This is a genomic window from Variovorax paradoxus NBRC 15149 (assembly GCF_001591365.1).
GTDB lineage: Bacteria > Pseudomonadota > Gammaproteobacteria > Burkholderiales > Burkholderiaceae_C > Variovorax > Variovorax paradoxus.
This window is the reverse complement of sequence record NZ_BCUT01000006.1, coordinates 37,155-59,561: the sequence shown is the minus strand read 5'-3', so window position 1 is coordinate 59,561 and position 22,407 is coordinate 37,155. Positions and strand designations below refer to the sequence as shown.

The 22,407-nt window shown below is 66.7% G+C and carries 19 protein-coding genes and 1 tRNA gene; 14 read left to right on the top strand and 6 right to left on the bottom strand.

The annotated features are described in order from the left end of the window. Positions 1-29: 29 nt before the first annotated feature. Genes VPA02S_RS24335 through VPA02S_RS24320 form a run of 4 tightly spaced genes read right to left on the bottom strand, consistent with a single transcriptional unit; the run spans position 30 to position 2,801 of the window. The gene (locus tag VPA02S_RS24335; RefSeq protein ID WP_018905447.1) at positions 30-389 is read right to left on the bottom strand and encodes a cupin domain-containing protein; all 360 of its coding nucleotides are present in this window, start codon (positions 387-389) and stop codon (positions 30-32) included. 26 nt (positions 390-415) lie between these two features. Then, positions 416-1,237 carry a MetQ/NlpA family ABC transporter substrate-binding protein gene (locus VPA02S_RS24330; RefSeq protein ID WP_062366109.1) on the bottom strand — a complete coding sequence of 274 codons (822 nt, stop codon included), beginning with the start codon at positions 1,235-1,237 and terminating at the stop codon, positions 416-418. Between the two features lie 36 nt (positions 1,238-1,273). Beyond that, positions 1,274-1,936 carry a methionine ABC transporter permease gene (locus VPA02S_RS24325; protein ID WP_015866564.1) on the bottom strand — a complete coding sequence of 221 codons (663 nt, stop codon included), beginning with the start codon at positions 1,934-1,936 and terminating at the stop codon, positions 1,274-1,276. Beyond that, positions 1,929-2,801, bottom strand: coding sequence for a methionine ABC transporter ATP-binding protein (locus tag VPA02S_RS24320; protein WP_062366107.1), 873 nt, complete (start codon positions 2,799-2,801; stop codon positions 1,929-1,931). Before VPA02S_RS24320 ends, VPA02S_RS24325 begins: the two co-directional genes overlap by 8 nt. Positions 2,802-3,042: 241 nt before the next feature. Here VPA02S_RS24320 and VPA02S_RS24315 point away from each other — a divergent pair, with 241 nt between their 5' ends. The 9 genes from VPA02S_RS24315 (at position 3,043) to VPA02S_RS24275 (ending at position 12,485) form a co-directional block, all read left to right on the top strand. Next, positions 3,043-3,867 carry a MetQ/NlpA family ABC transporter substrate-binding protein gene (locus VPA02S_RS24315; RefSeq protein ID WP_062366105.1) on the top strand — a complete coding sequence of 275 codons (825 nt, stop codon included), beginning with the start codon at positions 3,043-3,045 and terminating at the stop codon, positions 3,865-3,867. Positions 3,868-4,072: 205 nt separating this feature from the next. Beyond that, positions 4,073-5,281, top strand: a complete 1,209-nt coding sequence (locus VPA02S_RS24310) for a Fic family protein (RefSeq protein ID WP_062366103.1) — start codon at positions 4,073-4,075, stop codon at positions 5,279-5,281. 136 nt (positions 5,282-5,417) lie between these two features. After that, positions 5,418-6,522, top strand: a protein-coding gene (gene prfB, locus VPA02S_RS24305; protein ID WP_125964635.1) for a peptide chain release factor 2 whose coding sequence is annotated in 2 segments (ribosomal slippage) — positions 5,418-5,498 and positions 5,500-6,522 — 1,104 coding nt in all. Because the reading frame shifts where the segments join, the coding sequence is not laid out codon by codon here. A 3-nt stretch (positions 6,523-6,525) separates the two neighbouring features. Beyond that, positions 6,526-7,215 (top strand): HAD family hydrolase, encoded by a 690-nt coding sequence (locus VPA02S_RS24300; RefSeq protein WP_062366100.1) that lies wholly within the window; start codon positions 6,526-6,528, stop codon positions 7,213-7,215. Continuing rightward, positions 7,199-9,913, top strand: coding sequence for an aminopeptidase N (gene pepN, locus VPA02S_RS24295; RefSeq protein WP_062366098.1), 2,715 nt, complete (start codon positions 7,199-7,201; stop codon positions 9,911-9,913). Before VPA02S_RS24300 ends, pepN begins: the two co-directional genes overlap by 17 nt. A 31-nt stretch (positions 9,914-9,944) precedes the next feature. Continuing rightward, positions 9,945-10,742, top strand: coding sequence for a hypothetical protein (locus VPA02S_RS24290; RefSeq protein WP_155736632.1), 798 nt, complete (start codon positions 9,945-9,947; stop codon positions 10,740-10,742). Between the two features lie 52 nt (positions 10,743-10,794). After that, positions 10,795-11,808, top strand: coding sequence for a class 1 fructose-bisphosphatase (locus VPA02S_RS24285; RefSeq protein WP_015866572.1), 1,014 nt, complete (start codon positions 10,795-10,797; stop codon positions 11,806-11,808). Between the two features lie 25 nt (positions 11,809-11,833). Beyond that, positions 11,834-11,909, top strand: a tRNA-Thr gene (locus tag VPA02S_RS24280). A gap of 75 nt (positions 11,910-11,984) precedes the next feature. Continuing rightward, positions 11,985-12,485, top strand: coding sequence for a DUF4124 domain-containing protein (locus tag VPA02S_RS24275; RefSeq protein WP_027730098.1), 501 nt, complete (start codon positions 11,985-11,987; stop codon positions 12,483-12,485). A gap of 148 nt (positions 12,486-12,633) precedes the next feature. Here the strand turns inward: VPA02S_RS24275 and VPA02S_RS24270 are convergent, their stop codons facing one another. Next, positions 12,634-12,969 carry an XRE family transcriptional regulator gene (locus VPA02S_RS24270; RefSeq protein ID WP_062366095.1) on the bottom strand — a complete coding sequence of 112 codons (336 nt, stop codon included), beginning with the start codon at positions 12,967-12,969 and terminating at the stop codon, positions 12,634-12,636. Between the two features lie 161 nt (positions 12,970-13,130). Between VPA02S_RS24270 and VPA02S_RS24265 the strand changes: the two genes are divergently transcribed. The 5 genes from VPA02S_RS24265 (at position 13,131) to VPA02S_RS24245 (ending at position 21,366) form a co-directional block, all read left to right on the top strand. Continuing rightward, positions 13,131-14,084, top strand: a complete 954-nt coding sequence (locus VPA02S_RS24265; RefSeq protein ID WP_062366093.1) for a phosphate acetyltransferase — start codon at positions 13,131-13,133, stop codon at positions 14,082-14,084. Positions 14,085-14,270: 186 nt separating this feature from the next. Then, complete coding sequence (locus tag VPA02S_RS24260; RefSeq protein WP_062366092.1) at positions 14,271-17,276, top strand: transglycosylase domain-containing protein; 3,006 nt, start codon at positions 14,271-14,273, stop codon at positions 17,274-17,276. Positions 17,277-17,429: 153 nt separating this feature from the next. Then, positions 17,430-18,203: a 2Fe-2S iron-sulfur cluster-binding protein gene (locus tag VPA02S_RS24255; protein WP_062366090.1), complete on the top strand. Its 774-nt coding sequence runs from the start codon at positions 17,430-17,432 to the stop codon at positions 18,201-18,203. After that, positions 18,200-19,192, top strand: coding sequence for an FAD binding domain-containing protein (locus VPA02S_RS24250; RefSeq protein ID WP_018905429.1), 993 nt, complete (start codon positions 18,200-18,202; stop codon positions 19,190-19,192). The genes VPA02S_RS24255 and VPA02S_RS24250 overlap by 4 nt, the downstream gene beginning before the upstream one ends. Then, positions 19,189-21,366, top strand: coding sequence for a xanthine dehydrogenase family protein molybdopterin-binding subunit (locus VPA02S_RS24245; protein ID WP_062366089.1), 2,178 nt, complete (start codon positions 19,189-19,191; stop codon positions 21,364-21,366). The genes VPA02S_RS24250 and VPA02S_RS24245 overlap by 4 nt, the downstream gene beginning before the upstream one ends. Before the next feature lie 107 nt (positions 21,367-21,473). Here the strand turns inward: VPA02S_RS24245 and VPA02S_RS24240 are convergent, their stop codons facing one another. Further along, positions 21,474-22,406 (bottom strand): dimethyl sulfoxide reductase anchor subunit family protein, encoded by a 933-nt coding sequence (locus VPA02S_RS24240; protein WP_018905428.1) that lies wholly within the window; start codon positions 22,404-22,406, stop codon positions 21,474-21,476. Between the last annotated feature and the right edge of the window lies 1 nt (position 22,407).

Here is a 22,407-nt window from a genome sequence, read left to right as displayed (position 1 = left end):
GCTCTCCGCCGCTCAGGGGACGCTTTCGTTCACGCTTCGTCGTCGGCGTCGTTGCCCGTGAGGGACAGCACTTGTTCGACGAAAGCCTCGAACAGCGGCAGTGCGGCGGGCAGTCCATCGAAGGAATGCGCCTCGCCGGCGTCGAAGACATGCGGCTTGCCGGCCGGCAGGGCCACCCATTCACCGGCCTCGAACAGCAGGCCCAGGTAGCCGTCCTGCGTGGGCAGGTAGAAAAGCCCCACGCGGTCGAGAACCCGCTGGCCTTCCGGTGCGTCGTCTTCGCGGCCCCAGGCCACACCTTGCCGCGCCAGGTGTTCGGTGATCCAGCCGTCGCACACATGCGTGTCGCGCCAGCTTCCTTCGGCATCGAAAACGGCGAGCACGGGCATGGGCGTCCTTGGCTTGAGAAGAAGAACTACTGCAGGAAGCTGGGCTTGGCGTAGCCCTGGAACTTGCTGTCGACCACGGCCTTGAATTCCTTCGAGCGGTAGGCCTCGGCAATGTCCCTGGCCCAGGGCGCGTTCCTGTCCGCGCTCTTCACGGCCACCACGTTCAGATAGTAGTCGGGCGTCTTCTCGAGCACCACGGCTTCGCTCAGCTTCAGGCCCGACGAGATCGCGAAGTTGCCATTGACGATGGCGTACTCGGTGTCGCCCAGCGAGCGCGGCAGCTGCGCGGCCTCGAGCGGAATGAATTTGAGCTTCTTCGGGTTCTCGGCCACGTCCTTCTCGGACGCGCGCAGCGGATCGACGCCGGGCTTGATGGTGATGAGCTTGTTCTGCTCCAGCAGCACCAGCGCGCGGGCCAGGTTGCTCGGGTCGTTGGGCAGCGTGAAGCGGTCGCCCTCCTTCACCTCGGCCAGCGTCTTGCGCTTGGTGGAGTACACGCCCAGCGGTGCAATGGGGCCCTGCACCAGTTCGGCAAGGTCCAGCTTCTGGTCGGCCGAGAACTTCTTCAGGTAGACCTGGTGCTGGAAGAAGTTGGCATCGAGCGAACCCTGCGCGAGCGCGAGGTTGGGCTGCACGTAGTCGTTGAACTCGACCAGCTTCACCCTGTAGCCCTTCTTCTCGAGGATGGGCACGATGCCGGCCTTGAGCTGGTCGATGTTGGAGCCGGCGGTGCCGCCGATCACGAGGTTCTTCTTGGCTTCCTGGGCCTGCGCCAACGAAAGGCCACCGAAGGACACGGCGACCAGGGACAGGGCAAGGACGGAGCGGCGCAGCAGAGCGGTTTTCATGAAATCAAAAAAAGAAGGAACGAGAGAAAAAGAGATTCAACGCTTGTCCAGCCTGCGCGCCGTGGTGTTGCCCACGAACTGCAGGATCTGCACCAGCACCACGAGCAGCGCCACGGTGAGCACCATCACGTCGGTCTGGAAGCGGTAGTAGCCGTAGCGGATGGCCAGGTCGCCAATGCCGCCGCCGCCCACCACGCCGGCGATCGCCGAGTAGGAAAGAAAGCTCACCGCCAGCACCGTGAGCGCCAGCACCAATCCGGAGCGCGCCTCGACCACCAGCACGCGCCAGACGATCTGCAGCTCCGAGGCGCCCATGGCATGCGCGGCCTCGATCACGCCGCGCGGCACTTCGCGCAGGCACTGGTCGACCAGCCGCGCAAAGTACGGAATGGCCGCGAACGACAGCGGCACCGCGGCCGCCAGCGGGCCGATGGACGTGCCCGCGATCACCCGCGTGAACGGCACCAGCGCCACCAGCAAGATGATGAAAGGAAACGAGCGCACGGTGTTCACGATCCAGTTGAGCACCAGGAACGCCGGCTTGTTCTCGAGCGACTGGCCCGGCCCCAGCAGGAACAGCAGGATGCCCAGCGGGCCGCCGATCAGCACCGCGGCCGAGAGGCCGATGGCCAGCATCATGAAGGTCTGGCCCGTGGCCACCCACAGCTCGGGGAGGATGGGGGCGATGTTCTCAAACATAGGCCACCTCCTGCGGGCTGCGCTGCAATGACGGCGGGCGCGGCGCGATGGGTTCGCGCGCCTCGCGTTCGCGGCGGCGCACCAGCTCGTCGATCTCGCGGCCCAGCGCGGTCTTGCGCTCTTCGCTCGGCGCATCGACCACCGCGAACTGCTCTACCAGCCGGCCCTTCTCCAGGATGGCCACGTTGCGGCACAGCACCTCGACCACCGAGAGCTCATGCGTGACGATCACGATGGTCACGCCGATCTTCTGGTTGATGTCGCGCAGCGTCTCGAGCAGCGCGCGCGTGGTTTCGGTGTCGAGCGCCGAGGTGGGCTCGTCGCACAGCAGCACCTGCGGCCGCGGGGCCAGCGCGCGCGCAATGGCCACGCGCTGCTTCTGGCCGCCCGAGAGCTGGGCCGGGTAGGTGTCGATCTTCTCGGCCAGGCCCACCAGGGCCAGGCATTCGCGCACGCGGGCGTCGATCTCGGCCCTGGAATGGCGGCCGTGGATCTTCAGCGGGAAGGCCACGTTGTCGAACACCGTGGCGTTCTGCAGCAGGTTGAACTGCTGGAAGATCATGCCGATGTTCTGGCGCGTGTCGCGCAGCTCGCGGCGCGAGAGCGTGGTGAGGTCGCGCCCGCCCACGAAGACCTGGCCCGCATCGGGCCGCTCCAGCAGGTTGATGAGGCGCAGCAGCGTCGACTTGCCCGCGCCGCTCTTGCCGATCAGGCCGAACACGTCGCCCTGGTGGATGTCGAGCGAGAGCGACTGCACGGCGTCGAACACCTCGCCGCTCGGCAGTGCGAATGACTTCTGCACGGATTGAAGACGGATCACGGGCTGCGCGTTGCCGCGGCCCGCATCGGACGGAGGGTTGCTCATAAAAAAGGCAGCGGCGGGCGCGGAGCCGGCCGCAAAGGTTCGCGAAAAGGGGCCGAGTATGAAAACAAAGGCGTCAAAAGGGAACGAACAAATTGGCTCGTGCTTATGCGGAAAAACACATAAGACCTCGGATTGAGCGTTGCGCATTGCCATATCGATATGAAGATTCGTTCGTTCCCAAACGCGCCGGGCAATGCCACATTCGCGCCTTCTTTTTTGTTGTGAAACGCACATCCGATCTATGCAGAACCTCTTTCGCCGCCGCAGCCTCGTCCTTGCCACGCTGGCCGCCTCCCTCATCTTCTGCGGCAGCGCCGCCTTCGCGCAGGACAACGGCAACAAGAACACCGTCAAGGTCGGCATCTCGGTCGGCAGCGCCGAGCAGGTGTTCGAGGTGGTGAAGAAGGTGGCCGCCAAGGACGGCCTGAACATCCAGCTCGTGGTGTTCAACGACTACCAGCTGCCCAATGCCGCGCTGGCCTCGGGCGACCTGGACGCCAACGCCTTCCAGCACCAGCCCTTCCTGGACAACCAGAACAAGGCGCGCGGCTTCGACATCGTGCCCGTGGGCCTCACCATCACCGCGCCGCTGGGCTTCTACTCGCGCAAGATCAAGACGATCGAGCAGTTGCCCGACGGCGCGGCGGTCGGCATCCAGAACGACCCGTCGAACGGCAACCGCGCCCTGCTGCTGTTGCAGTCGGCCGGCCTCATCACGCTGAAGGCCGAGGCGGTGAAGAACAACACGGCCACGCCGCTGGACGTGGTGAGCAACCCCAAGAAGCTCAAGCTCGTGCCGCTGGACGCCGCCCAATTGCCGCGCTCGCTCGATGACCTGGCGATTGCCGCCATCAACAACGACTACGCCGAGAAGGCCGGGCTGTCGCTCAACAAGGACGCCGTGATCAAGGAATCGGCCAAGAGTCCGTATGCCAACCTGATCGCCGTGCGCCGCGCCGACAAGGACAAGCCCTGGGCCAGGCGGCTGGTGGCGGCCTACCAGTCGCCCGAGGTGAGGAGCTTCATCGAGACGCAGTTCAAGGGCTCGCTGGTGCCCGCGTTCTGATCCAAACGCAGATTCCCCCTTGCCCCCTGTGCGCCCGCGCCGCGCACAGGGGGCTTTTTGCTTCTACGGCGGGTTGCCATCGATGACCTCCTCCGGTATTCCCAACCAGAACTACAACCGGAAAATCATCGCGGTCAGTTTTTCAGTAACTTATTGAATTTAAAAGGCTTTCATCCTAAACTAACCAGAACTTAAACCGGAATCCATGTCCGTCAATCCCGCACCTTTGCAGGTCTACGACCAACCTCATCAGTTCGAGCCATTGCTGCCAACGCAAAAACTCGGCGAACTGAGCGAAATCACGCGCCGAATATTCGAGAAGTCGTCCGAGATGAAAGGCTCCGCAAGTCCGCAAGCACGGGCTGCGCTGCGCGAGATCGTCCGATCGATGAACTCGTACTACTCGAACCGCATCGAGGGACAAAGCACACATCCCGTGAACATCGAGCGCGCGCTGAGCAAAGACTTTTCCGACACGCCGGACGTCGCCAGACGGCAGCGTGTCGCACTGGCACACATCGACGCCGAACGGGAACTGGAAGAAATCGTCACCACCGAAGCGGGCGCACTGAGCAGCGGCTTCCTGAAACAAGCGCACGAGAACCTGTACCGCCGCCTCCCGGAACCCGATCGCCTCACCGATGACGGTCGGGTCATCATTCCCGGAAGCCTCCGCACGCATGACGTCGCGGTGGGCCGCCACCAGCCGCCAGCGTGGAAATCGATCCCTCGGTTTCTCAAGAGGATGGATGAGGTCTACGGTGGCCTCAAGGGCATCGATGCTGTGATCTACACCATCGCAGCCGCACATCATCGAATGGCCTGGACGCATCCCTTCGAAGACGGAAACGGGCGTGCCATCCGGCTGCAGACCCATTGCGCCCTGCATTTGATGAGCGGCGGCCTCTGGTCTGTCAATCGCGGCCTGGCTCGCCAGCGCGACCGCTACTTCGGGATGCTGGACAACGCGGACAGCGCAAGGCAGGGAGATCTCGACGGGCGGGGGAATCTCAGCGAAAAAATGCTCTGGGAGTGGTGCCGCTACTTCCTCGAACTGTGCGAAGACCAAGTCAGTTTCATGGCTTCGATGCTCGACCTTTCCAAGCTCAAGGACCGCATGCGCGCCTACTTGCTGGTGCGCGGCGCGACGGAGGGCATCACGGAATATCGCCAGGAGGCACTGCTGCCGCTGCATACGATTGCCGTTGGTGGCACGGTGTCGCGCGGAGAGTTCATCCGGATGACCGGACTGGAAGAGCGAACGGCCCGAAAAGTGATTTCTCGATTCATCAAGGACGGACTTCTGAAAAGCGACAGCCATCGTTCGGAGCTGAGCATCGGTTTTCCGCTGCGCTCGCTGAACATCCTGTTTCCGAACCTCTACCCCGAGGCGGCAACGGCGGTGCTGGAATAGGCCGCACCGAATGCGGGAACCGCCCCCATCCCAGCCTTCTCCCGGAAGGGGAAGGAGCAATACAGGGGCTCTGCAGGGCGGGTTATCGGTCCGTGAGAAAATGCCGGGTTTCCCCCGAACACAGTCAGGACACCCCATGGACGCAGAACAAATCAACCAGATCGGCGCAACGCTTGCAGACCTGAGCGCCCGGACTGCGGATTTACGGAGGTATCTTTGACTACGATGCCAAAGCCGAACGCCTGAGGACGGTCAACGCCTCGCTCGAAGATCCCAACGTCTGGAACGACCCCAAGAAGGCCCAGGAACTGGGCCGCGAGAAAAAGTCGCTCGACGACGTGGTCGTCACGCTCGACCGCCTCACCAGCGGCCTGTCGGACAACACCGAGCTCTACGAGATGTCGAAGGAAGACGGCGACATGGACGGCTTGCAGTCCATTGCCGATGACGCCGCCGCGCTCGAAGCCGACATCAAGCAGCTCGAATTCCGCCGGATGTTCAACAACCCGGCCGATCCGCTCAACGCCTTCGTCGACATCCAGGCCGGCGCCGGCGGCACCGAGGCCTGCGACTGGGCCAGCATGCTGCTGCGCCAGTACCTGAAGTACGCCGAGCGCAAGGGCTTCAAGACGCAGATCGAGGACGAAACCCCGGGCGACACCGCGGGCATCAAGGGCGCGACCATCAAGGTCGAGGGCGACTACGCCTTCGGCCTCTTGCGCACCGAAACCGGCGTGCACCGCCTGGTGCGCAAGTCGCCGTTCGACTCGTCGGGCGGGCGCCACACCAGCTTTGCCTCGATCTTTGTCTACCCGGAAATCGACGACTCCATCGAGATCGAGATCAACCCGGCCGACGTGCGCACCGACACCTTCCGCGCCAGTGGCGCGGGCGGGCAGCACATCAACAAGACCGACTCGGCCGTGCGCCTCACGCACATCCCGACCGGCATCGTGGTGCAGTGCCAGGACGGCCGCAGCCAGCACAGCAACCGCGACGTGGCGTGGAAGCGCCTGCGCTCGCGCCTGTACGACCACGAGATGCGCAAGCGCCAGGAAGAGCAGCAGAAGCTCGAGGACAGCAAGACCGACGTGGGCTGGGGCCACCAGATCCGCAGCTACGTGCTGGACAACAGCCGCATCAAGGACCTGCGCACCAATGTCGAAGTCTCGGCCACGCAAAAGGTGCTCGACGGCGACCTCGATGTGTTCATCGAAGCCTCGCTCAAGCAGGGCGTGTAAGCGATGAGCCTGAAGCACGGGAAGGTCGAAGCCTTCATCTTCGACATGGACGGCACCATGATCGACTCCATGCCGTGGCATGCGCGCTCGTGGGTGGAGTTTGTCGAACGCCACGGCCTCACGCTCGACGTGACCGACATCCTTGCGCGCACCACGGGCCGCACCGGCGCCGAGTGCATGCGCGAATTGTTCCAGCGCGAGCTTTCCGACGCCGAGTGCCTGGGCCTGGTGCACGAGAAGGAAGAAATCTACCGCGCCATGTTCAGCGACAACTTCACCGAAGTGGCCGGCTTCACCGCCTTTGCCAAGGCCGCCGTGGCACGCGGCCTGAAGGTGGCCGTGGGCACCGCCGGCGACCGGCACAACATCGAGTTTGCGATGTCGCGCCTGAAGATGGACCCGTTGCCGCTGGCCATTGTCGGCGGCGACGAAGGCTTTGCCGGCAAGCCCACGCCCGAGATCTTTCTGGAAGCCGCGCGCCGCATCGGCGTGGCGCCCGAGCGCTGCATCGTCTTTGAAGATGCGCCCTTCGGCATCGAGGCCGCGCGCCGCGGCGGCATGCGTGCCGTGGCCGTGTGCAGCACCCATTCCGCCGCCGAGCTTGCCGGCCCCCATGTGATTGCCGCGGTTCGCGACTACGACGAACTCGCCCATTCGAATTTTCTGGAGACACTCGATGCTGCTGCAGCGTGACGCCCAAGGGCAACCGATTGCCATTCGCCGCGAAGACTATGCCGCTCCGGCATTCTGGATCGACACCGTCGACCTCACCTTCGACCTCGACCCCGCCAAGACCCGCGTGCTCAACCGCATGCAGCTGCGCCGCAACCCCGACGCGCCGGCCCAGCCGCTGCGCCTGGACGGCGACGAGCTGAACCTGGCGCGCGTGCTGGTCAACGGCCAGGGCGCATCGTTCCGCATGGAAGGCGACCAGCTCGTCATCGACGGTTTGCCCGATGCCTTCGAGCTCGAGATCTTCACCACCTGCTGCCCCATCAAGAACACCAAGCTGATGGGCCTGTTCGTGAGCGAAGACACCTTCTTCACGCAGTGCGAGGCCGAGGGCTTTCGCCGCATCACCTACTTTCTCGACCGTCCGGACGTGATGGCGATGTACACCGTCACGCTGCGCGCCGCCAAGGCTGCGTATCCGGTGCTGCTGTCGAACGGCAACCTCGTCGAGCAGGGCGATCTGCCCGAAGGCCGCCACTTTGCCAAGTGGGTCGACCCCTTCAAGAAGCCCTGCTACCTGTTCGCGCTGGTGGCCGGCAAGCTGGTGGCGCGCGAGCAACGCATTACCGCGCGCAATGGCAAGGAACACCTGCTGCAGGTGTACGTGCGCGCCGGCGACCTCGACAAGACCGAGCATGCGATGAACTCGCTGGTCAACTCCGTGCTGTGGGACGAAGCGCGCTTCGGCCTGCCGCTGGACCTGGACCGCTTCATGATCGTGGCCACCAGCGACTTCAACATGGGCGCCATGGAGAACAAGGGCCTGAACATCTTCAACACGAAGTACGTTCTGGCCAACCAGGCCACCGCCACCGACGCCGACTACAGCAACATCGAAAGCGTGGTCGGCCACGAGTACTTCCACAACTGGAGCGGCGACCGCGTGACCTGCCGCGACTGGTTCCAGCTCTCGCTGAAGGAAGGCCTCACCGTCTTCCGCGACCAGGAATTCAGCCAGGACCTGTGCGCCGACGCCTCGGCCCGTGCCGTCAAGCGCATCGAGGACGTGCGCGTGCTGCGCACCGCCCAGTTCCCCGAAGACGCCGGCCCCATGGCCCACCCGGTGCGGCCCGACAGCTACATCGAGATCAGCAACTTCTACACCGTCACCATCTACGAAAAGGGTGCCGAGGTGGTGCGCATGATGCAGACGCTGGTCGGCCGCAAGGGCTTCGAGAAGGGCATCACGCTCTACTTCGAACGCCACGACGGCCAAGCCGTGACCTGCGACGATTTCGCCCAGGCCATTGCCGACGCCAACCCCGATTCCGAACTCGCCCGCCTGCTGCCGCAGTTCAAGCGCTGGTACAGCCAGGCCGGCACGCCGCGCCTGGCCGCCCACGGCGTGTACGACGCGCAGAACCGCAGCTACACCCTGAGCATCGTCCAGAGCTGCCCACCCACGCCGGGCCAGCCCACCAAGGAGCCCTTCGTCATTCCGGTGAACATCGGCCTGCTCGACGCCAGCGGGCGCGAACTGCCGCTGCAGCTCGAAGGCGAAAGCGAAGTGACCCGCGGCGCGCCGGGCACGCCCTGCACGCGCACCGTGGTGCTCTCGCGCGCCGGCGAGCAGATCACCTTCGTCGGCCTCGACGCCGAACCCGTGCCCTCCATCCTGCGCGGCTTCAGCGCGCCGGTGATCCTCGACTTCGAGTACACCGACGCCCAGCTGCTCACCCTGCTGGCCAACGACCCCGACCCCTTCAACCGCTGGGAAGCCGGCCAGCGCCTGGGCCTGCGCGCCGCGCTGCAGGGCATTGCCGCGCTGGCCACCGACACCACCCCGGTGCTGAACGACGCCTACCTCGACGCCATGCGCAGCGTGCTGCGCAACCCCAAGCTCGACGCCGCCTTCAAGGAACTGGTGCTCACGCTGCCTTCGGAAACCTACATTTCCGAGCAGCTCGACGTGGTCGATCCGCAGCGCGTGCACCTGGTGCGCGAAGCCATGCGCGCGCAGCTGGCCACCGCCCTCTTCCAGGACTGGCAGCAGGTCTACGAAGAAAACCACGACACCGGCGCCTACACGCCCGACCCGACCTCGTCGGGCCGCCGCGCGCTGGCCGGCATGGCGCTCAACTTCCTGTGCCTGGCGGCGCGCTCATCTGGCGACACCGTGTGGCCCGGCAAGACGCTGCAGCGCTTCAAGGACGCCGGCAACATGACCGACCGCTTCAACGCGCTCAACGCGCTGGTGTCGTCGGGCCACACGCTGGCTGCGCAGGCGCTTGCGCGCTTCCATGCCATCTTCAAGGACGAGGCGCTGGTCATCGACAAGTGGTTCTCGCTGCAGGCCGGCGCGCCCGACCGCGGCGGCGACATCCTGCCGCTGGTCAAGCAGCTGATGAAGCACCCGGACTTCTCCATCAAGAACCCCAACCGCGCCCGCAGCGTGATCTTCAGCTACTGCAGCGCCAACCCCGGCGCGTTCCACCGCCCCGACGCGGCCGGCTACGTGTACTGGAGCGAGCGCGTCATCGAGCTGGACGCCATCAACCCCCAGGTGGCCGCCCGCCTCGCCCGCGCGCTCGACCGCTGGAGCAAGCTGGCCGAGCCCTACCGCAGCGCCGCGCGCGAAGCGATTGCCCGCGTGGCGGCCAAGCCCGACCTGAGCAAGGACACGCATGAGGTGGTGACGCGTGCGCTGGCCGGCAACTGAACGCCTTCCGAAGCGGCCGGCACTCGCGGCGGTGCTGATGCTGCTCTGCGCAGCGCTCGCCGGCTGCGCGGGCGGCAGCAGCTCGCGGCAGCCGTGGATCAAGTCTTCGCAGCTGGCCACCCTGCCCGGCTCGACCGTGCAGGTGGTAGCGCCCGATACCGGCATCGGCGTGGAAAACGATCCCGCAGCAGGCTCAAAGCGCATGCGAGCCGTGGGCGCCGGCTTGTCGGCGATTCCCGGCGTGGGAATCATTGGCGCCATGGCCCTCGGTGGCGCGGCCGGGGCCGCCAACCAGGGCTACCAGGCATCGCTTCAGGAAGACAGCGAGTCTCGGTCGGCCCTCTATCTGGCGGTCATGGGAAGCTATGAACTGGCGCCTCAACTCGGCGCGCGCCTTGAAAAGGCATTGCGCACCAGCCCTCACTATCGCGACGCCACCTACCAGCCCCCCACCCGCGATCAGTTCAGGGGCTACCCACTGAACGCCGGCAATGCCCAAACCGTGGTCGAAGGCTGGGCCAGTGTTTCCGACGACGAGGACCAGGCCGTCGTGCGCGCCAATGTGCTCATCGGCTCTGCCGACAAGCGAACGCTCTGGCACGAGTATTCGTACCGCTCGACCGTGTCGCTGTCGGACCTCGTCGGACCTTCGCTGAAACAGGAACTGCGCGGCAAGGACGCCAATACGCAGCGCAGCACCCGCCGCGCGCTGTGGCTGGCAAACCAGGGCAAGCTGCTCAACGAAGGGCTCGCCAAGGCGGCCACCGACGTTGCAACGCGCATCGCCTACGACCTCGGCGCCCCCTGGCCCGAAGACAACGCCGACTGACCCCGGCCAACCACGACATCGCAACCGAACCCCATCCAGGAAGCAGAACCCTATGGCTCAACAAAAGATCTCCCTCACCCGCTACCTCGTCGAACAGCAACGCGCCGACGGCCTCATTCCCGGCCAGCTGCGCCTGTTGCTCGAAGTGGTGGCCCGCGCCTGCAAGAGCATCAGCCAGGCCGTCAACAAGGGCGCGCTGGGAGGAGTGCTCGGCACCGCCGAGAGCGAGAACGTGCAGGGCGAGATCCAGAAGAAGCTGGACATCATCGCCAACGAAGTGCTCATCGAAGCCAACGAATGGGGTGGCCACCTTGCGGCCATGGCCAGCGAGGAAATGGACAGCATCTACGTGGTGCCCAACCGCTACCCGCAGGGCGAATACCTGCTCATGTTCGACCCGCTCGACGGCAGCAGCAACATCGACGTGAACGTGAGCATCGGCACCATCTTCAGCGTGCTGAAGAAGCCCGACGACACCCCCGGCGTGCAGGAAGCCGACTTTTTGCAGCCCGGCACCCAGCAGGTGGCCGCCGGCTACTGCATCTACGGCCCGCAAACGACGCTGGTGCTGACCGTGGGCAACGGCGTGGCCATGTTCACGCTCGACCGCGAGCAAGGCAGCTTCGTGCTCACGCAGGAAGACATCCAGATCCCGGCCGATACAAAAGAATTTGCGGTCAACATGAGCAACATGCGCCACTGGGACGAGCCCATGAAGCGCTACATCGACGAATGCCTGGCCGGTAAGGAAGGCCCGCGCGGCAAGGACTTCAACATGCGCTGGATTGCCAGCATGGTGGCCGACGTGCACCGCATCCTGATGCGCGGCGGCGTGTTCATGTACCCGTGGGACAAGCGCGAGCCCGAAAAGGCCGGCAAGCTGCGCCTGATGTACGAGGCCAACCCCATGAGCTGGCTGGTCGAGCAGGCAGGCGGCGCCGCCACCAACGGCAAGCAGCGCATCCTGGAGCTGCAGCCCACCAAACTGCACGAGCGCGTGAGCGTGATGTTGGGTTCGCGTAACGAAGTCGAGCGTTTGACCAAGTACCACGCAGAAAAGGCCTGACGGTGTTGCTATAATCCGAGGCTTCGCCGGTGTAGCTCAGTCGGTAGAGCAGCTCATTCGTAATGAGAAGGTCGGGTGTTCGATTCATCTCTCCGGCACCAAATAAAAAGCCCCGTTGCTATCAGGACGATAGCGACGGGGCTTTTGTCTTAGGCGATGTAAGAAGGATTTGAGGCATGACTCTGATGCTGTCGCATTCCACGCCGATTCCTACCCGCCATGCGCTTTGGCGCCCGCTGTGCTTGGCCACTGCCCTGTTGGCCATCGCGATCTTCCCAGCCGCGGCGCAACACCCGGTCTATCGCTGCGAGACGAACGGCAAGGTCAGCTACTCGGACGCCCCATGCGTCGGGGCCAAGGTGATCGACGCGACACCCACGCAAGGCATGGACAAGATGAGCGGGCAGTCCCGCAAAGGCCGCGAGGTGCAGCGCGAAGAGTTCAATACGACCTTCGACAATGCACTCCGTCCGCTCCATGGCCGCTCGCATGCCGACATGGACGTGATGCGTCGCCGCGTCAAGCTGCCCAGGGACGATCAGGCCCAGTGCGCCAATCTCGACAATCGTCTATCCCAACTGGAGTCGGACGCAGCGGGAGCATCGGGCGAAGCAAAGGCTCGTGCCGATGTCGACCTTTACAAGGCCCGCAAGCGATTCTTCGATCTGAAGTGCTGAAACGCGCTTTGCACGCTCGGCATCCGGGCGGCAAGCACCGCCGTCCACTCCGCCGGAGTGACCGGGCCGCCGCGTTCCGCTCTTGATCATGTCCCACTCCACGTCGTAAGACCCGCTCGCGAAAGGCTGTCTGATCCAGGTCGCCAAGCTATATACGAGCGATGCCTTCGACATCATCGATTTCGGCAAAGTTGGTGATCTTCACGGCACCATCGGGAAAGCGAGCCACTACCTCCAATTCGCCGCCCATCGCCTTGATGTGGCTACGCAGGGTCGAGAGGTACATATCCGTGCGTCGCTCCAGCTTTGCAATCGACGGCTGCTGCACGTGCAAAACTTCGGCGAGCATCTTCCGAGACAGGCTGCGCGCTTGACGCAGTTCGAAGAGCGGCATTTCTGCCAGCATTTCCAGCACCTTGGTGTTGGAATGTGCCTGAGCATCGGGCTTCATCTTCGCCCGCAGGTCTGCAAATTTCTTAGCCATTGATCAGCCCTTCCTTCCGAAGTTGTTCAAGGTGTTCGTCATAACGGCGATCACAGAGATGCAGTTGCTCGGCCGCTTGCGTGAGGCTGCCGCATCGATCGATCTACGCGACAAGGGAAAATCCGTGACATCGTAGTGCCCCCCCACTCTCCGGAGCCCGCATGCCACCCGCATCTCCCGCCACCCACCCCCACTACGACCGCCTGATCGCCGCAGCGCGCGCCCTCCCACCGCTGCGCGTCGCGGTCGTCCACCCAGCCAACGCCGTCTCGCTCGAAGCCGCCTTGGCTTCAGCCGCGCTCGGTCTCATCGCCCCCACCCTGGTCGGCCCCCGCGCAAAGATCGAGGCTGCGGCACGCGAAGCCAACGCAGATCTCTCCAACATCCCCATCGTCGACGCCCCGCACAGCCACGCCGCAGCCGACGCCGCCGTCACCATGGCCCTGCGCGGCGAGGTCGATGCGTTGATGAAGGGCAGCCTGCACACCGACGAGCTGATGGGCGCGGTGGTGCGGCGCGAAGGCGGGCTGCGCACCTCGCGGCGCATCAGTCACTGCTTCGTGATGGACATTCCGGGCCACTCGCAGCCGCTGATCATTTCGGACGCCGCCATCAACATCGCGCCCACGCTCGATGAAAAGGTCGACATCGTGCAGAACGCGATCGACCTGGCGCATGCGCTGCTGATGCCGGCGGTGCGGGTGGCGATTCTCTCGGCCACGGAGACGGTCAATACCAAGGTGCCTTCCACGCTGGATGCCGCCGCGCTGTGCAAGATGGCCGACCGCGGCCAGATCACCGGGGCGCAGCTCGACGGACCGCTGGCCATGGACAACGCCATCGACCCTGAGGCGGCGCGCATCAAGGGCATCGTCTCGCCGGTGGCGGGCCGCGCCAACGTGCTGATCGTGCCCAGCCTGGACGCGGGCAACATGCTGGCCAAGAGCCTGAGCTTCCTGGGCGGGGCCTATGCGGCGGGCATCGTGCTGGGCACCCGGGCGCCGGTGATCCTGACGAGCCGGGCCGACTCGGAGCCGGCACGCCTGGCCTCCTGCGCGGTGGCTTCGATGCTGGCCAAGGCGGGGCGCGAGCGGCTCATCAAGGCGGTGGGCTGAAAAAACCCCCAGCCACCTACCTCGTTACCGCTGAAACAACCGAACTACGACTTGTATGCCAACGCGGCGCTGACTCGCCATAGGTAGTTTTCCGGCACGCAAGATTGCCGCGCACGCGAGCCAAGTGGCCGCGGAAAGCGCATCATCGCGCTGGACGGACCCCCGGTTCAGACTGTGCGAGGCAGCATGACAAGGTTCAAGAAGGTCTTCTGGATCGGCACTGGACTCGCCGTGGTAGGCGCGCTTGCCACTTTTGCGGTGGTCGACGAGCTGAAGACCTCCCGATGGCAATCGGCCCTGTGGCGCGACTTTGCCAGCGGCGCGGGCTTCAGCGTCGTTGACGGCGCCAGCGACGCCATCCGCTTTCCTCATAGCGGGCCGTACGACGCGCGGCTCGGCTACCACGATCTTCCCGACTTCATCGAACGCCTGCAGCCGCGGGGCTTTGCCATCACGCGCCAGGCGCGCATGTCGCCGCGGCTGGTCGAACTGCAAGAGCGCGGGCTTTTCACGCCCTACCGCGAGAAGAACCAGGCCGGCCTGACGGTGCGCGACTGCCGCAACACGGCGCTGCTGCACACGCGCGTGCCCCAGCGCGCCTACGAGCGCTTCGAAGACGTGCCGCCGCTGCTGGTGAGCGCCCTGCTGTTCGTCGAGGACCGCCATCTGCTCGACGCGGAGCCGGCGCAGCGCAATCCCGCGCTCGATCCGGAGCGCTTTGCCAAGGCCGCGGTCGAGCAGGGGCTGCGGGTGTTCAGCCCGGGCGCGACCGCGACCGGCGGCAGCACGCTGGCCACGCAGATCGAAAAGTACCGCCATTCGCCGCAGGGGCGCACCGGGTCGGTCCGCGAGAAGCTGCGCCAGATGGCCTCGGCCTCGGTGCGCGCCTACCAGGACGGCGACGACACGCTGGCACGCCGCCGCCAGATCGTCGTCGACTACCTCGACACCGTGCCGCTGGCCGCGCGCCCCGGCATCGGCGAAGTGCACGGCATGGGCGATGGCCTGTGGGCCTGGTACGGGCGCGACTTCCGCGAGGTCAACCGCCTGCTCGCCGACAACGCGGAAGGGGCGACCACGCCCACGCCCGAGGCGCTCCAGCGCCAGGCCGAGGCCTTCAAGCAGGCGCTGTCGCTGATGATCGCGCAGCGCCGCCCTTCGCAGCACCTGCTCGGCGACGGCACCGGCCTGGCGCGGCTGACCGACAGCTACCTGCGGCTGATGGGCGATGCGGGCCTGATCGCGCCCACGCTGCGCGATGCGGCGCTGCCGCTGCCGCTGAATCTGCGGCCCGAACTGCCGACCAGGCCGCGCACGGACTTCGTGCAGCGCAAGGCCACCATCGCGCTGCGCACCCACATCTCCACGCTGCTCGACGTGCCGCGCGCCTACGACCTGGAACGGCTCGACCTGGAGGCTGAGACCAGCCTGGACGGCGAAGCGCAGGCGCTGGCGGCGCAGGTGCTGACCGGCCTGCGCACGCCCGCCGCCGCCAAGGCCGCGGGCTTGTTCGGCGCCCACATGCTCGACCCGGGCGCGGACCCGGCCCCGCTGATCTACAGCTTCACGCTGTTCGAGCGCGGCGCGCAGGCCAACCTGCTGCGCGTGCAGGCCGACAACATCAACCAGCCTTTCGACGTGAACCAGGGCGCGCGGCTGGACCTGGGTTCCACCGCCAAGCTGCGCACGCTGGTGAGTTACCTCGAGATCGTGGCCGAGCTGCATGCCCGCTGGGCGGACCTGGGCGCCGCCCAGCTGACGGCGCTGCCGAACAACCCGCGCGATCCGCTCGGCGCGTGGGCGCGGCAGTACCTGTTGCGCGCCAAGGATCGCCGCCTCACGCCGATGCTCGAGGCGGCCATGGAGCGCAAGTATTCGGCGAACCCCGGCGAATCGTTCTTCACGGGTGGCGGCCTGCACCAGTTCGAGAATTTCGAGCGCTCGCGCAACAGCGAATCGATGACGGTGCGCGAAGGCTTCAAGCATTCGGTCAACCTGGTGTTCATCCGCCTGATGCGCGACGTGGTGCGCCACCGCATGTTCGGCGGCGCATCGGATGCCGAGAGCCTGCTGAAGGACCCGGCCGACCCGCGCCGGCGCGAGATGCTCGAGCGCTTTGCCGACCGCGAAGGCTCGGCCTACCTGATCCGCTTCTATCGCAAGTACCAGCGCCAGTCGGCCGCGGGCGCCGAGGCACTGCTGCTGCGCAGCCTGAAGCCATCGGCGCCGCGCCTGGCAAGCGCGCTGTTCACGATCGAGCCCGGGGCCAGCGAAGAACGGCTCGACGAGCTGCTCACGCAGCGGCTGGGCAAGGGCGCCGGCTCGCCGCGCGCACTGCGGGCGCTGCACACCACCTACTCGGGCCTGTCGCTCGCGGACCGCGGCTACGTCGCGCGCGTGCATCCGCTCGAACTCTGGCTGGTGGGATACCTGCGGCGCCACCCCGGCGCAACCCTGACCGAGGTGCTCGACGCGAGCGCGAGCGAACGCCAGGAGGTCTACGCCTGGCTCTTCAAGACGCGGCACAAGAGCGCACAGGACAAGCGCTTGCGCGAGCTAGTCGAGCTCGATGCGTTCGCGGAAATCCATCGCTCGTGGCAGCGCCTGGGCTACCCCTTCGAATCGCTGACGCCGTCCTATGCGAGCGCCATTGGCGCCTCGGGCGACCGGCCGGCCGCATTGGCGGAACTGATGGGCATCATCGCCAGCGACGGCGTACGGCGGCCGGTGCAGCGCGTCGGCGCACTGCACTTTGCGCGCGACACGCCCTACGAGACGCGGCTCGAGGCGCAAGGCGCGGGCGCCGAGCGCGTGCTGCCCGCCGAAGTGGCCGCAACGCTGCGCCGCGCGCTGGTGCAGGTGGTGCAGGACGGCACGGCGCGGCGCCTGAAGGATGCCCTGGTGGACGCGAACGGCCGGGCGATAGAGATCGGCGGCAAGACCGGCACCGGCGACCACCGCTACGGCCACAACGGCCGCGGCGCTGGCGCGGGCCCGGAGCGCAAGATCAGCCGCTCGGCCACCTTCGTGTTCACCATCGGCGACCGCTACTTCGGCACCATCATGGCCTACGTGAACGAGCCGTACGCCGCGCGCTACCGGTTCACGAGCGCACTGCCGACGCAGCTGCTGAAGTCGCTCGGGCCGCAATTGCTGCCGGTGCTGGAGCGCGGGGGATGCGGAGGGGATTGACTCGCCTCCCGCAGCAGGTATTAAAAAAACCGATGCCTGCAACAAGCTATCGATAGCTAAGCTGGGGAATCGACGCCCCTCGACAGCGCATGGGCCACGCCCCGCACGACGAGGCTCCTTCATCGATCGATCCATCCCCAGGTGCCACACACGATGACATCCCTCCTTTCCGATGAACGGCAGGCCGATGATTTGCCTGACGACGATAACGACAACAGCAACCCTCTTCTCCCCTCACCCGCCGGCCAGCTGACCCGCCGCGCCTTCCTTGCGGAAAGCGGGACGACCGGCATCGCCGGCATCCTGGCGTCCGCGCCCATGGCAGCGTCCGTCGCAACGGCCGCGCAGGCGAATGCCGATCCAGCGCCGCCCTCTTCGTCTTCCATGGCCCTGGCCCTGCGCGTCAACGGCAAGCCGCATGCGCTGCAAGTCGATCCGCGCACGACCCTGCTCGACCTGCTGCGCGAGCAGATGGCGCTGCCGGGTACGAAGAAAGGCTGCGACCACGGCCAATGCGGCGCGTGCACGGTGCTCGTCAATGGCCGGCGCATCAACTCCTGCCTGGCGCTCGCGCTCTCGCACGACGGGGCGGAAGTCACCACCATCGAGGGGCTGGCGCGCGGCAGCGAGCTGCATCCGATGCAGGCCGCCTTCATCAAGCACGACGGGTTCCAGTGCGGCTATTGCACCTCGGGGCAGATCTGCTCGGCCGTGGGCATGCTGCGCGAGGCGGAGCAAGGCGCGCCGAGCCATGTCACGGCCGATGTGCGGCGCACCGGGCCGGTGGCGCAGCTGAGCGACGCCGAGATCCGCGAGCGCATGTCGGGCAACATCTGCCGCTGCGGCGCCTACCCGGGCATCGTGGCCGCGGTGCGCGAAGTGAGCCTGATGCCGCGTGCGGGCAACGGCCGAAGGAGCCGCGCATGAAGCCCTTCGCATTCACCCGCGCCACCGACGTGGACACGGCCGTCCGGGCGGCCACGCAGCCGGGCGCCCGGTTCCTGGCCGGTGGCACCAACATCGTCGACCTGATGAAGGAAGGCGTGGAAGCGCCCGACCAGCTGGTGGACATCAACCGCCTGCCGCTCGCGGCCATCGAGGCGCAGCCCGGTGGCGGGCTCCGGCTGGGCGCGCTGGCGCGCAACAGCGACACGGCCAGCCACCCCGTGCTGCGCACGCGCTATCCGCTGGTGGCGCAGGCCATTCTTGCGGGCGCCTCGGGCCAGCTGCGCAATGCGGCTACCAACGGCGGCAACCTGCGCCAGCGCACGCGCTGCCCCTACTTCTACGACGTGACCCAGCCCTGCAACAAGCGCGAGCCGGGCACGGGCTGCAGCGCGCTGCAGGGCTTCAATCGCAACCACGCGGTGCTGGGCACCAGCGCGAAGTGCATCGCGAGCTACCCGGGCGACATGGCGCAGGCGCTGCACGCGCTCGATGCGGTGGTGCAGCTGCAGGGGCCCTCAGGCCGCAGGACGATTCCGATTGCGCAGTTCCACCGCCTGCCGGGCGAGACGCCCGAACTCGATGCCAACCTTGCGCCCGGCGAGCTGATCACCGCCATCGACCTGCCGGCCGAAAGCGCCCGCTTCGCGCAGCGCTCGCATTACCTGAAGGTGCGCGACCGTGCCAGCTATGCCTTTGCACTGGTGTCGGTGGCGGCCGCGCTCGACATGGAGGGCAGCCGCATCCGGCAGGCGCGCATCTGCCTGGGCGGCGTGGCGCACATGCCCTGGCGCGCGCGCGAGGCCGAGGCGCTGCTGCAGGGCACCGAGCCCAGCCTGGCGTTGTTCCGCCAGGCGGCGGATGCCGCGCTGGCCGGCGCCACGGGCTTCGAGCACAACCGCTTCAAGATCGAACTGGCCAAGCGAAGCATCGTGCGCGCGCTGGAAACCACGAGCAGGAGCACGGCATGAACAGGCAAGCGACTCCCCTCATCGGCCAGCCCGTCGACCGCGTGGACGGCCGCCTCAAGGTGACCGGCCAGGCGCGCTATGCGGCCGAGTTCTCGTACCCGGGGCTGGTGTACGGCGTTGCGCTGGGCAGCACCGTGGCGGCCGGGCGCGTGCGCGACATCGACACCGCGGCGGCGGAGCAATTGCCCGGCGTGCTGCTGGTGCTCACGCACAAGAACGTGCCCAAAATGGCGCCGCCCGCGCCCGAGACGCCGCAGAACCGCTTCACGCGCGCCACGCCGCTGCTGCAGGACACGGCCATTCACCACCACGGCCAGCTCATCGGCTTCGTGGTGGCCGAAACGCTGGAGCAGGCACGCCATGCGGCCACGCTGGTGAAGGTGAGCTACGACGCGGCGCAGCCCCGCATCGGCTTCGACGCCAACGTCCGCAACGCCTATGCGCCGGCGGCCATCAACGCCGGCTACAAGACCGACACGCGGCGCGGCGACCTCGACCAGGGCCTGCGCGCAGCGGCGGGCACCGTCGATGCGGTCTACAACACGCCCATCGAGCACCACCACCCGATGGAGATGCACGCCACGGTGGCCGCATGGGAGGGCGACAACAAGGTCACGGTGCACCACTCGCTGCAGATGGTGAGCGATGCCGCGCCCGCGATTGCCGCCACCTTCGACATTCCGCGCGAGAACGTGCGCGTGGTGTGCCCCTTCGTGGGCGGCGGCTTCGGCAGCAAGATCCTCACGCGCGACAACGCGATGCTCACGGTGCTGGCCGCGCGCCTCGTGAAGCGGCCGGTCAAGCATGTGCTCACGCGGCAGCAGATGTTCATGGTGGTGGGCCTCCGCCAGCACAACCGCCAGCACATGCGGTTGGGCGCGGATGCGAGCGGCCGGCTCACGGGGCTGGGCCACGACACCGTCACCCACACCTCGGTGCACGAGGAGTTCGTCGAGCAGACCGGCGTCATCTCGCGAATGATGTACGAGGTGCCCAACTCGCAGGTCACCCACCGCGCCTTCAGGCTCAACGTGCAGACGCCGAAGTGGACCCGCGCACCGGGCGAGGCGCCCGGCAGCTTTGCGCTCGAATCGGCGATGGACGAGCTTGCCGAGCAGCTGAAGATCGACCCGGTGGAACTGCGCGTGAGGAACGATGCCCGCACCGACCTCGACACGGGCAAGCCCTTCGGCAGCCGATCGCTCGTCGAATGCCTGCGCATCGGCGCCGAGAAATTCGGCTGGAGCAACCGCAGCGCCATGCCGCGCAGCCGCCGGCAGGGCCACTGGCTCGTGGGCTACGGCATGAGCGCAGCATCGCGCGGCGCACCGCATCGCGGCGCTTCGGCCAATCTTTTGCTTACGCGCAGCGGCCGTGACGTGCGCGCGGTGGTCGAGATGTGCGCGACCGATCTCGGCACCGGCAGCTACACCGTCATTGCGCAGACCGCGGCCGAAACGCTGGGCCTGCCGCTCGACAAGGTGCAGGTGCGGCTCGGCGATTCGGCCCTGCCTCCCACACCCGGCTCGGGCGGCTCCTGGGGCGCCAACACCTTCTGCACCGCGGCGCTCGCGGTCTGCGAAGCGGCCAAGCGGCAGTTGCGCGAGAAGGTCAACCTGCGCTTCGTGCGCGAACCCAGCGTGGCGGAGCTGCTGCAGGCGGCCCAGCTGAACGAATGGCGCGCCAGCAACACGGCCACGCCGGGCGCAGACATCGCCGCCTGGTCGCACTACGCTTTCGGTGCCAACTTTGCCGAAGTGTGGGTCGACGAAGACCTGGGGCTGGTGCGCGTGCCGCGCTACATGGCGGTGATTGCGGCCGGGCGCATCCTCAACCCCAAGACCGCGGCGTCGCAGATCATCGGCGGCATCGTCTGGGGCATTGGCAACGCGCTGATGGAAGAGTCGGTGCTCGACGAGCGCAGCGGCCACTTCGTCACGCGCACGCTGGCCGACTACCACGTGCCCGTGAACGCGGACATCGGCGACGTGCAGGTGCTCTTTGCGCCCGAAACCGACACCCGGGTCAACCGCATGGGCGTGAAGGGCGTGGGCGAGATCGGTATCACCAGCGTGGCCGCCGCCATTGCCAACGCGGTGTACAACGCCACCGGACGCCGCGTGCGGGACCTGCCGATCACGCCCGACAAACTGCTGACGCCGATCCAGGCATGACGTGGGCGCGGCCGGTGATGACGCCAACGGCATCGCGCTGTCGCCTGACGGCCGCACGCTTAGGGGGGCCTGTCCAGGCCTGACCGAAGTCCTTCTTGGTCCGATCCTCAGGACACCACCTGGTAGTACAGGTTCTGCGGATGCTTCGCCTGCGCGAAGAAGAACCAGCGCTCCGCGAGCAGCCCGGGCGCCTGCACCAGCACCGCCAGCAGCCACGGCCACACGGCCCCGCTGGCAACGCCCCACAGCAGCAACAGCGAAGGCAGCACGAAGGCCAGCAGCAGGAAACCGAGCTTCATGTTCCTGAGCGCGGCCAGCGTCGCGCCATGAAAGAACTCGCGCGTGTTGAACGAGCCGGCCGACATGCCCATCGACTTTTGCACGAGCTTCTCGGCGCGGATGCCGGTGGCCGATTGCAGGGTCGACTTGTGGCGGATCGCCGCGTTGCGCCTGAGCGCCCCGCCGCGTGCGGCCCATGCCGCGAGCGTGGCGGCGAGCGCCCAGGGGCCGAACAGGTGCACGAAATGTGCTTCGCCCGACAGCACCGCCATCGCACAGGCCAGCACCAGCCCCGACGACAAACCGATGAGCGTGAAGTTGACGACAGTCAGCGGATGCGCCCATTCCTCGATGAAGCGCAGGCACGCATAGATCATGGCCGTGCAGTACCAGAGCGCGGCCGCGCCGCACAGCACCAGCACCGGCAGCAGCCACGTCCACGGCGCGCCGGCGCCGAAGCGCAGCGACAGCCACCACAGCGCCACCAGTGCGATGAAGGCCGGCAGCACGATGACTTCGCGCGACATCCACGAGGTGCGCCACATCAGCACGGCGCGCCAGGCGCGGCTCTTGCGGCCCAGGTGCATGAACGATGCGGCCAGGCCGGCCACGAGCAGCACTTCGGCCACGCCCAGCGCCAGCGCGAGAAAGCCGGGGGCGAGCGCGAGGCCCAGCAGCACCGCGAGCGCAAGCGCGACGACCAGGCCCTGCGCGGCGCCGGCCAGCGTGGTGAAGAAAAGAATGGAGAACGCGGGATGCATG

What these genes read in the sequence shown, in the direction of transcription:
- VPA02S_RS24335 (WP_018905447.1), bottom strand. Translation starts at nt 389, where the DNA reads ATGCCCGTGCTCGCCGTTTTCGATGCCGAAGGAAGCTGGCGCGACACG.
- VPA02S_RS24330 (WP_062366109.1), bottom strand. Translation starts at nt 1,237, where the DNA reads ATGAAAACCGCTCTGCTGCGCCGCTCCGTCCTTGCCCTGTCCCTGGTC.
- VPA02S_RS24325 (WP_015866564.1), bottom strand. Translation starts at nt 1,936, where the DNA reads ATGTTTGAGAACATCGCCCCCATCCTCCCCGAGCTGTGGGTGGCCACG.
- VPA02S_RS24320 (WP_062366107.1), bottom strand. Translation starts at nt 2,801, where the DNA reads ATGAGCAACCCTCCGTCCGATGCGGGCCGCGGCAACGCGCAGCCCGTG.
- VPA02S_RS24315 (WP_062366105.1), top strand. Translation starts at nt 3,043, where the DNA reads ATGCAGAACCTCTTTCGCCGCCGCAGCCTCGTCCTTGCCACGCTGGCC.
- VPA02S_RS24310 (WP_062366103.1), top strand. Translation starts at nt 4,073, where the DNA reads ATGTCCGTCAATCCCGCACCTTTGCAGGTCTACGACCAACCTCATCAG.
- VPA02S_RS24300 (WP_062366100.1), top strand. Translation starts at nt 6,526, where the DNA reads ATGAGCCTGAAGCACGGGAAGGTCGAAGCCTTCATCTTCGACATGGAC.
- pepN (WP_062366098.1), top strand. Translation starts at nt 7,199, where the DNA reads ATGCTGCTGCAGCGTGACGCCCAAGGGCAACCGATTGCCATTCGCCGC.
- VPA02S_RS24285 (WP_015866572.1), top strand. Translation starts at nt 10,795, where the DNA reads ATGGCTCAACAAAAGATCTCCCTCACCCGCTACCTCGTCGAACAGCAA.
- VPA02S_RS24275 (WP_027730098.1), top strand. Translation starts at nt 11,985, where the DNA reads ATGACTCTGATGCTGTCGCATTCCACGCCGATTCCTACCCGCCATGCG.
- VPA02S_RS24270 (WP_062366095.1), bottom strand. Translation starts at nt 12,969, where the DNA reads ATGGCTAAGAAATTTGCAGACCTGCGGGCGAAGATGAAGCCCGATGCT.
- VPA02S_RS24265 (WP_062366093.1), top strand. Translation starts at nt 13,131, where the DNA reads ATGCCACCCGCATCTCCCGCCACCCACCCCCACTACGACCGCCTGATC.
- VPA02S_RS24260 (WP_062366092.1), top strand. Translation starts at nt 14,271, where the DNA reads ATGACAAGGTTCAAGAAGGTCTTCTGGATCGGCACTGGACTCGCCGTG.
- VPA02S_RS24255 (WP_062366090.1), top strand. Translation starts at nt 17,430, where the DNA reads ATGACATCCCTCCTTTCCGATGAACGGCAGGCCGATGATTTGCCTGAC.
- VPA02S_RS24250 (WP_018905429.1), top strand. Translation starts at nt 18,200, where the DNA reads ATGAAGCCCTTCGCATTCACCCGCGCCACCGACGTGGACACGGCCGTC.
- VPA02S_RS24245 (WP_062366089.1), top strand. Translation starts at nt 19,189, where the DNA reads ATGAACAGGCAAGCGACTCCCCTCATCGGCCAGCCCGTCGACCGCGTG.
- VPA02S_RS24240 (WP_018905428.1), bottom strand. Translation starts at nt 22,406, where the DNA reads ATGCATCCCGCGTTCTCCATTCTTTTCTTCACCACGCTGGCCGGCGCC.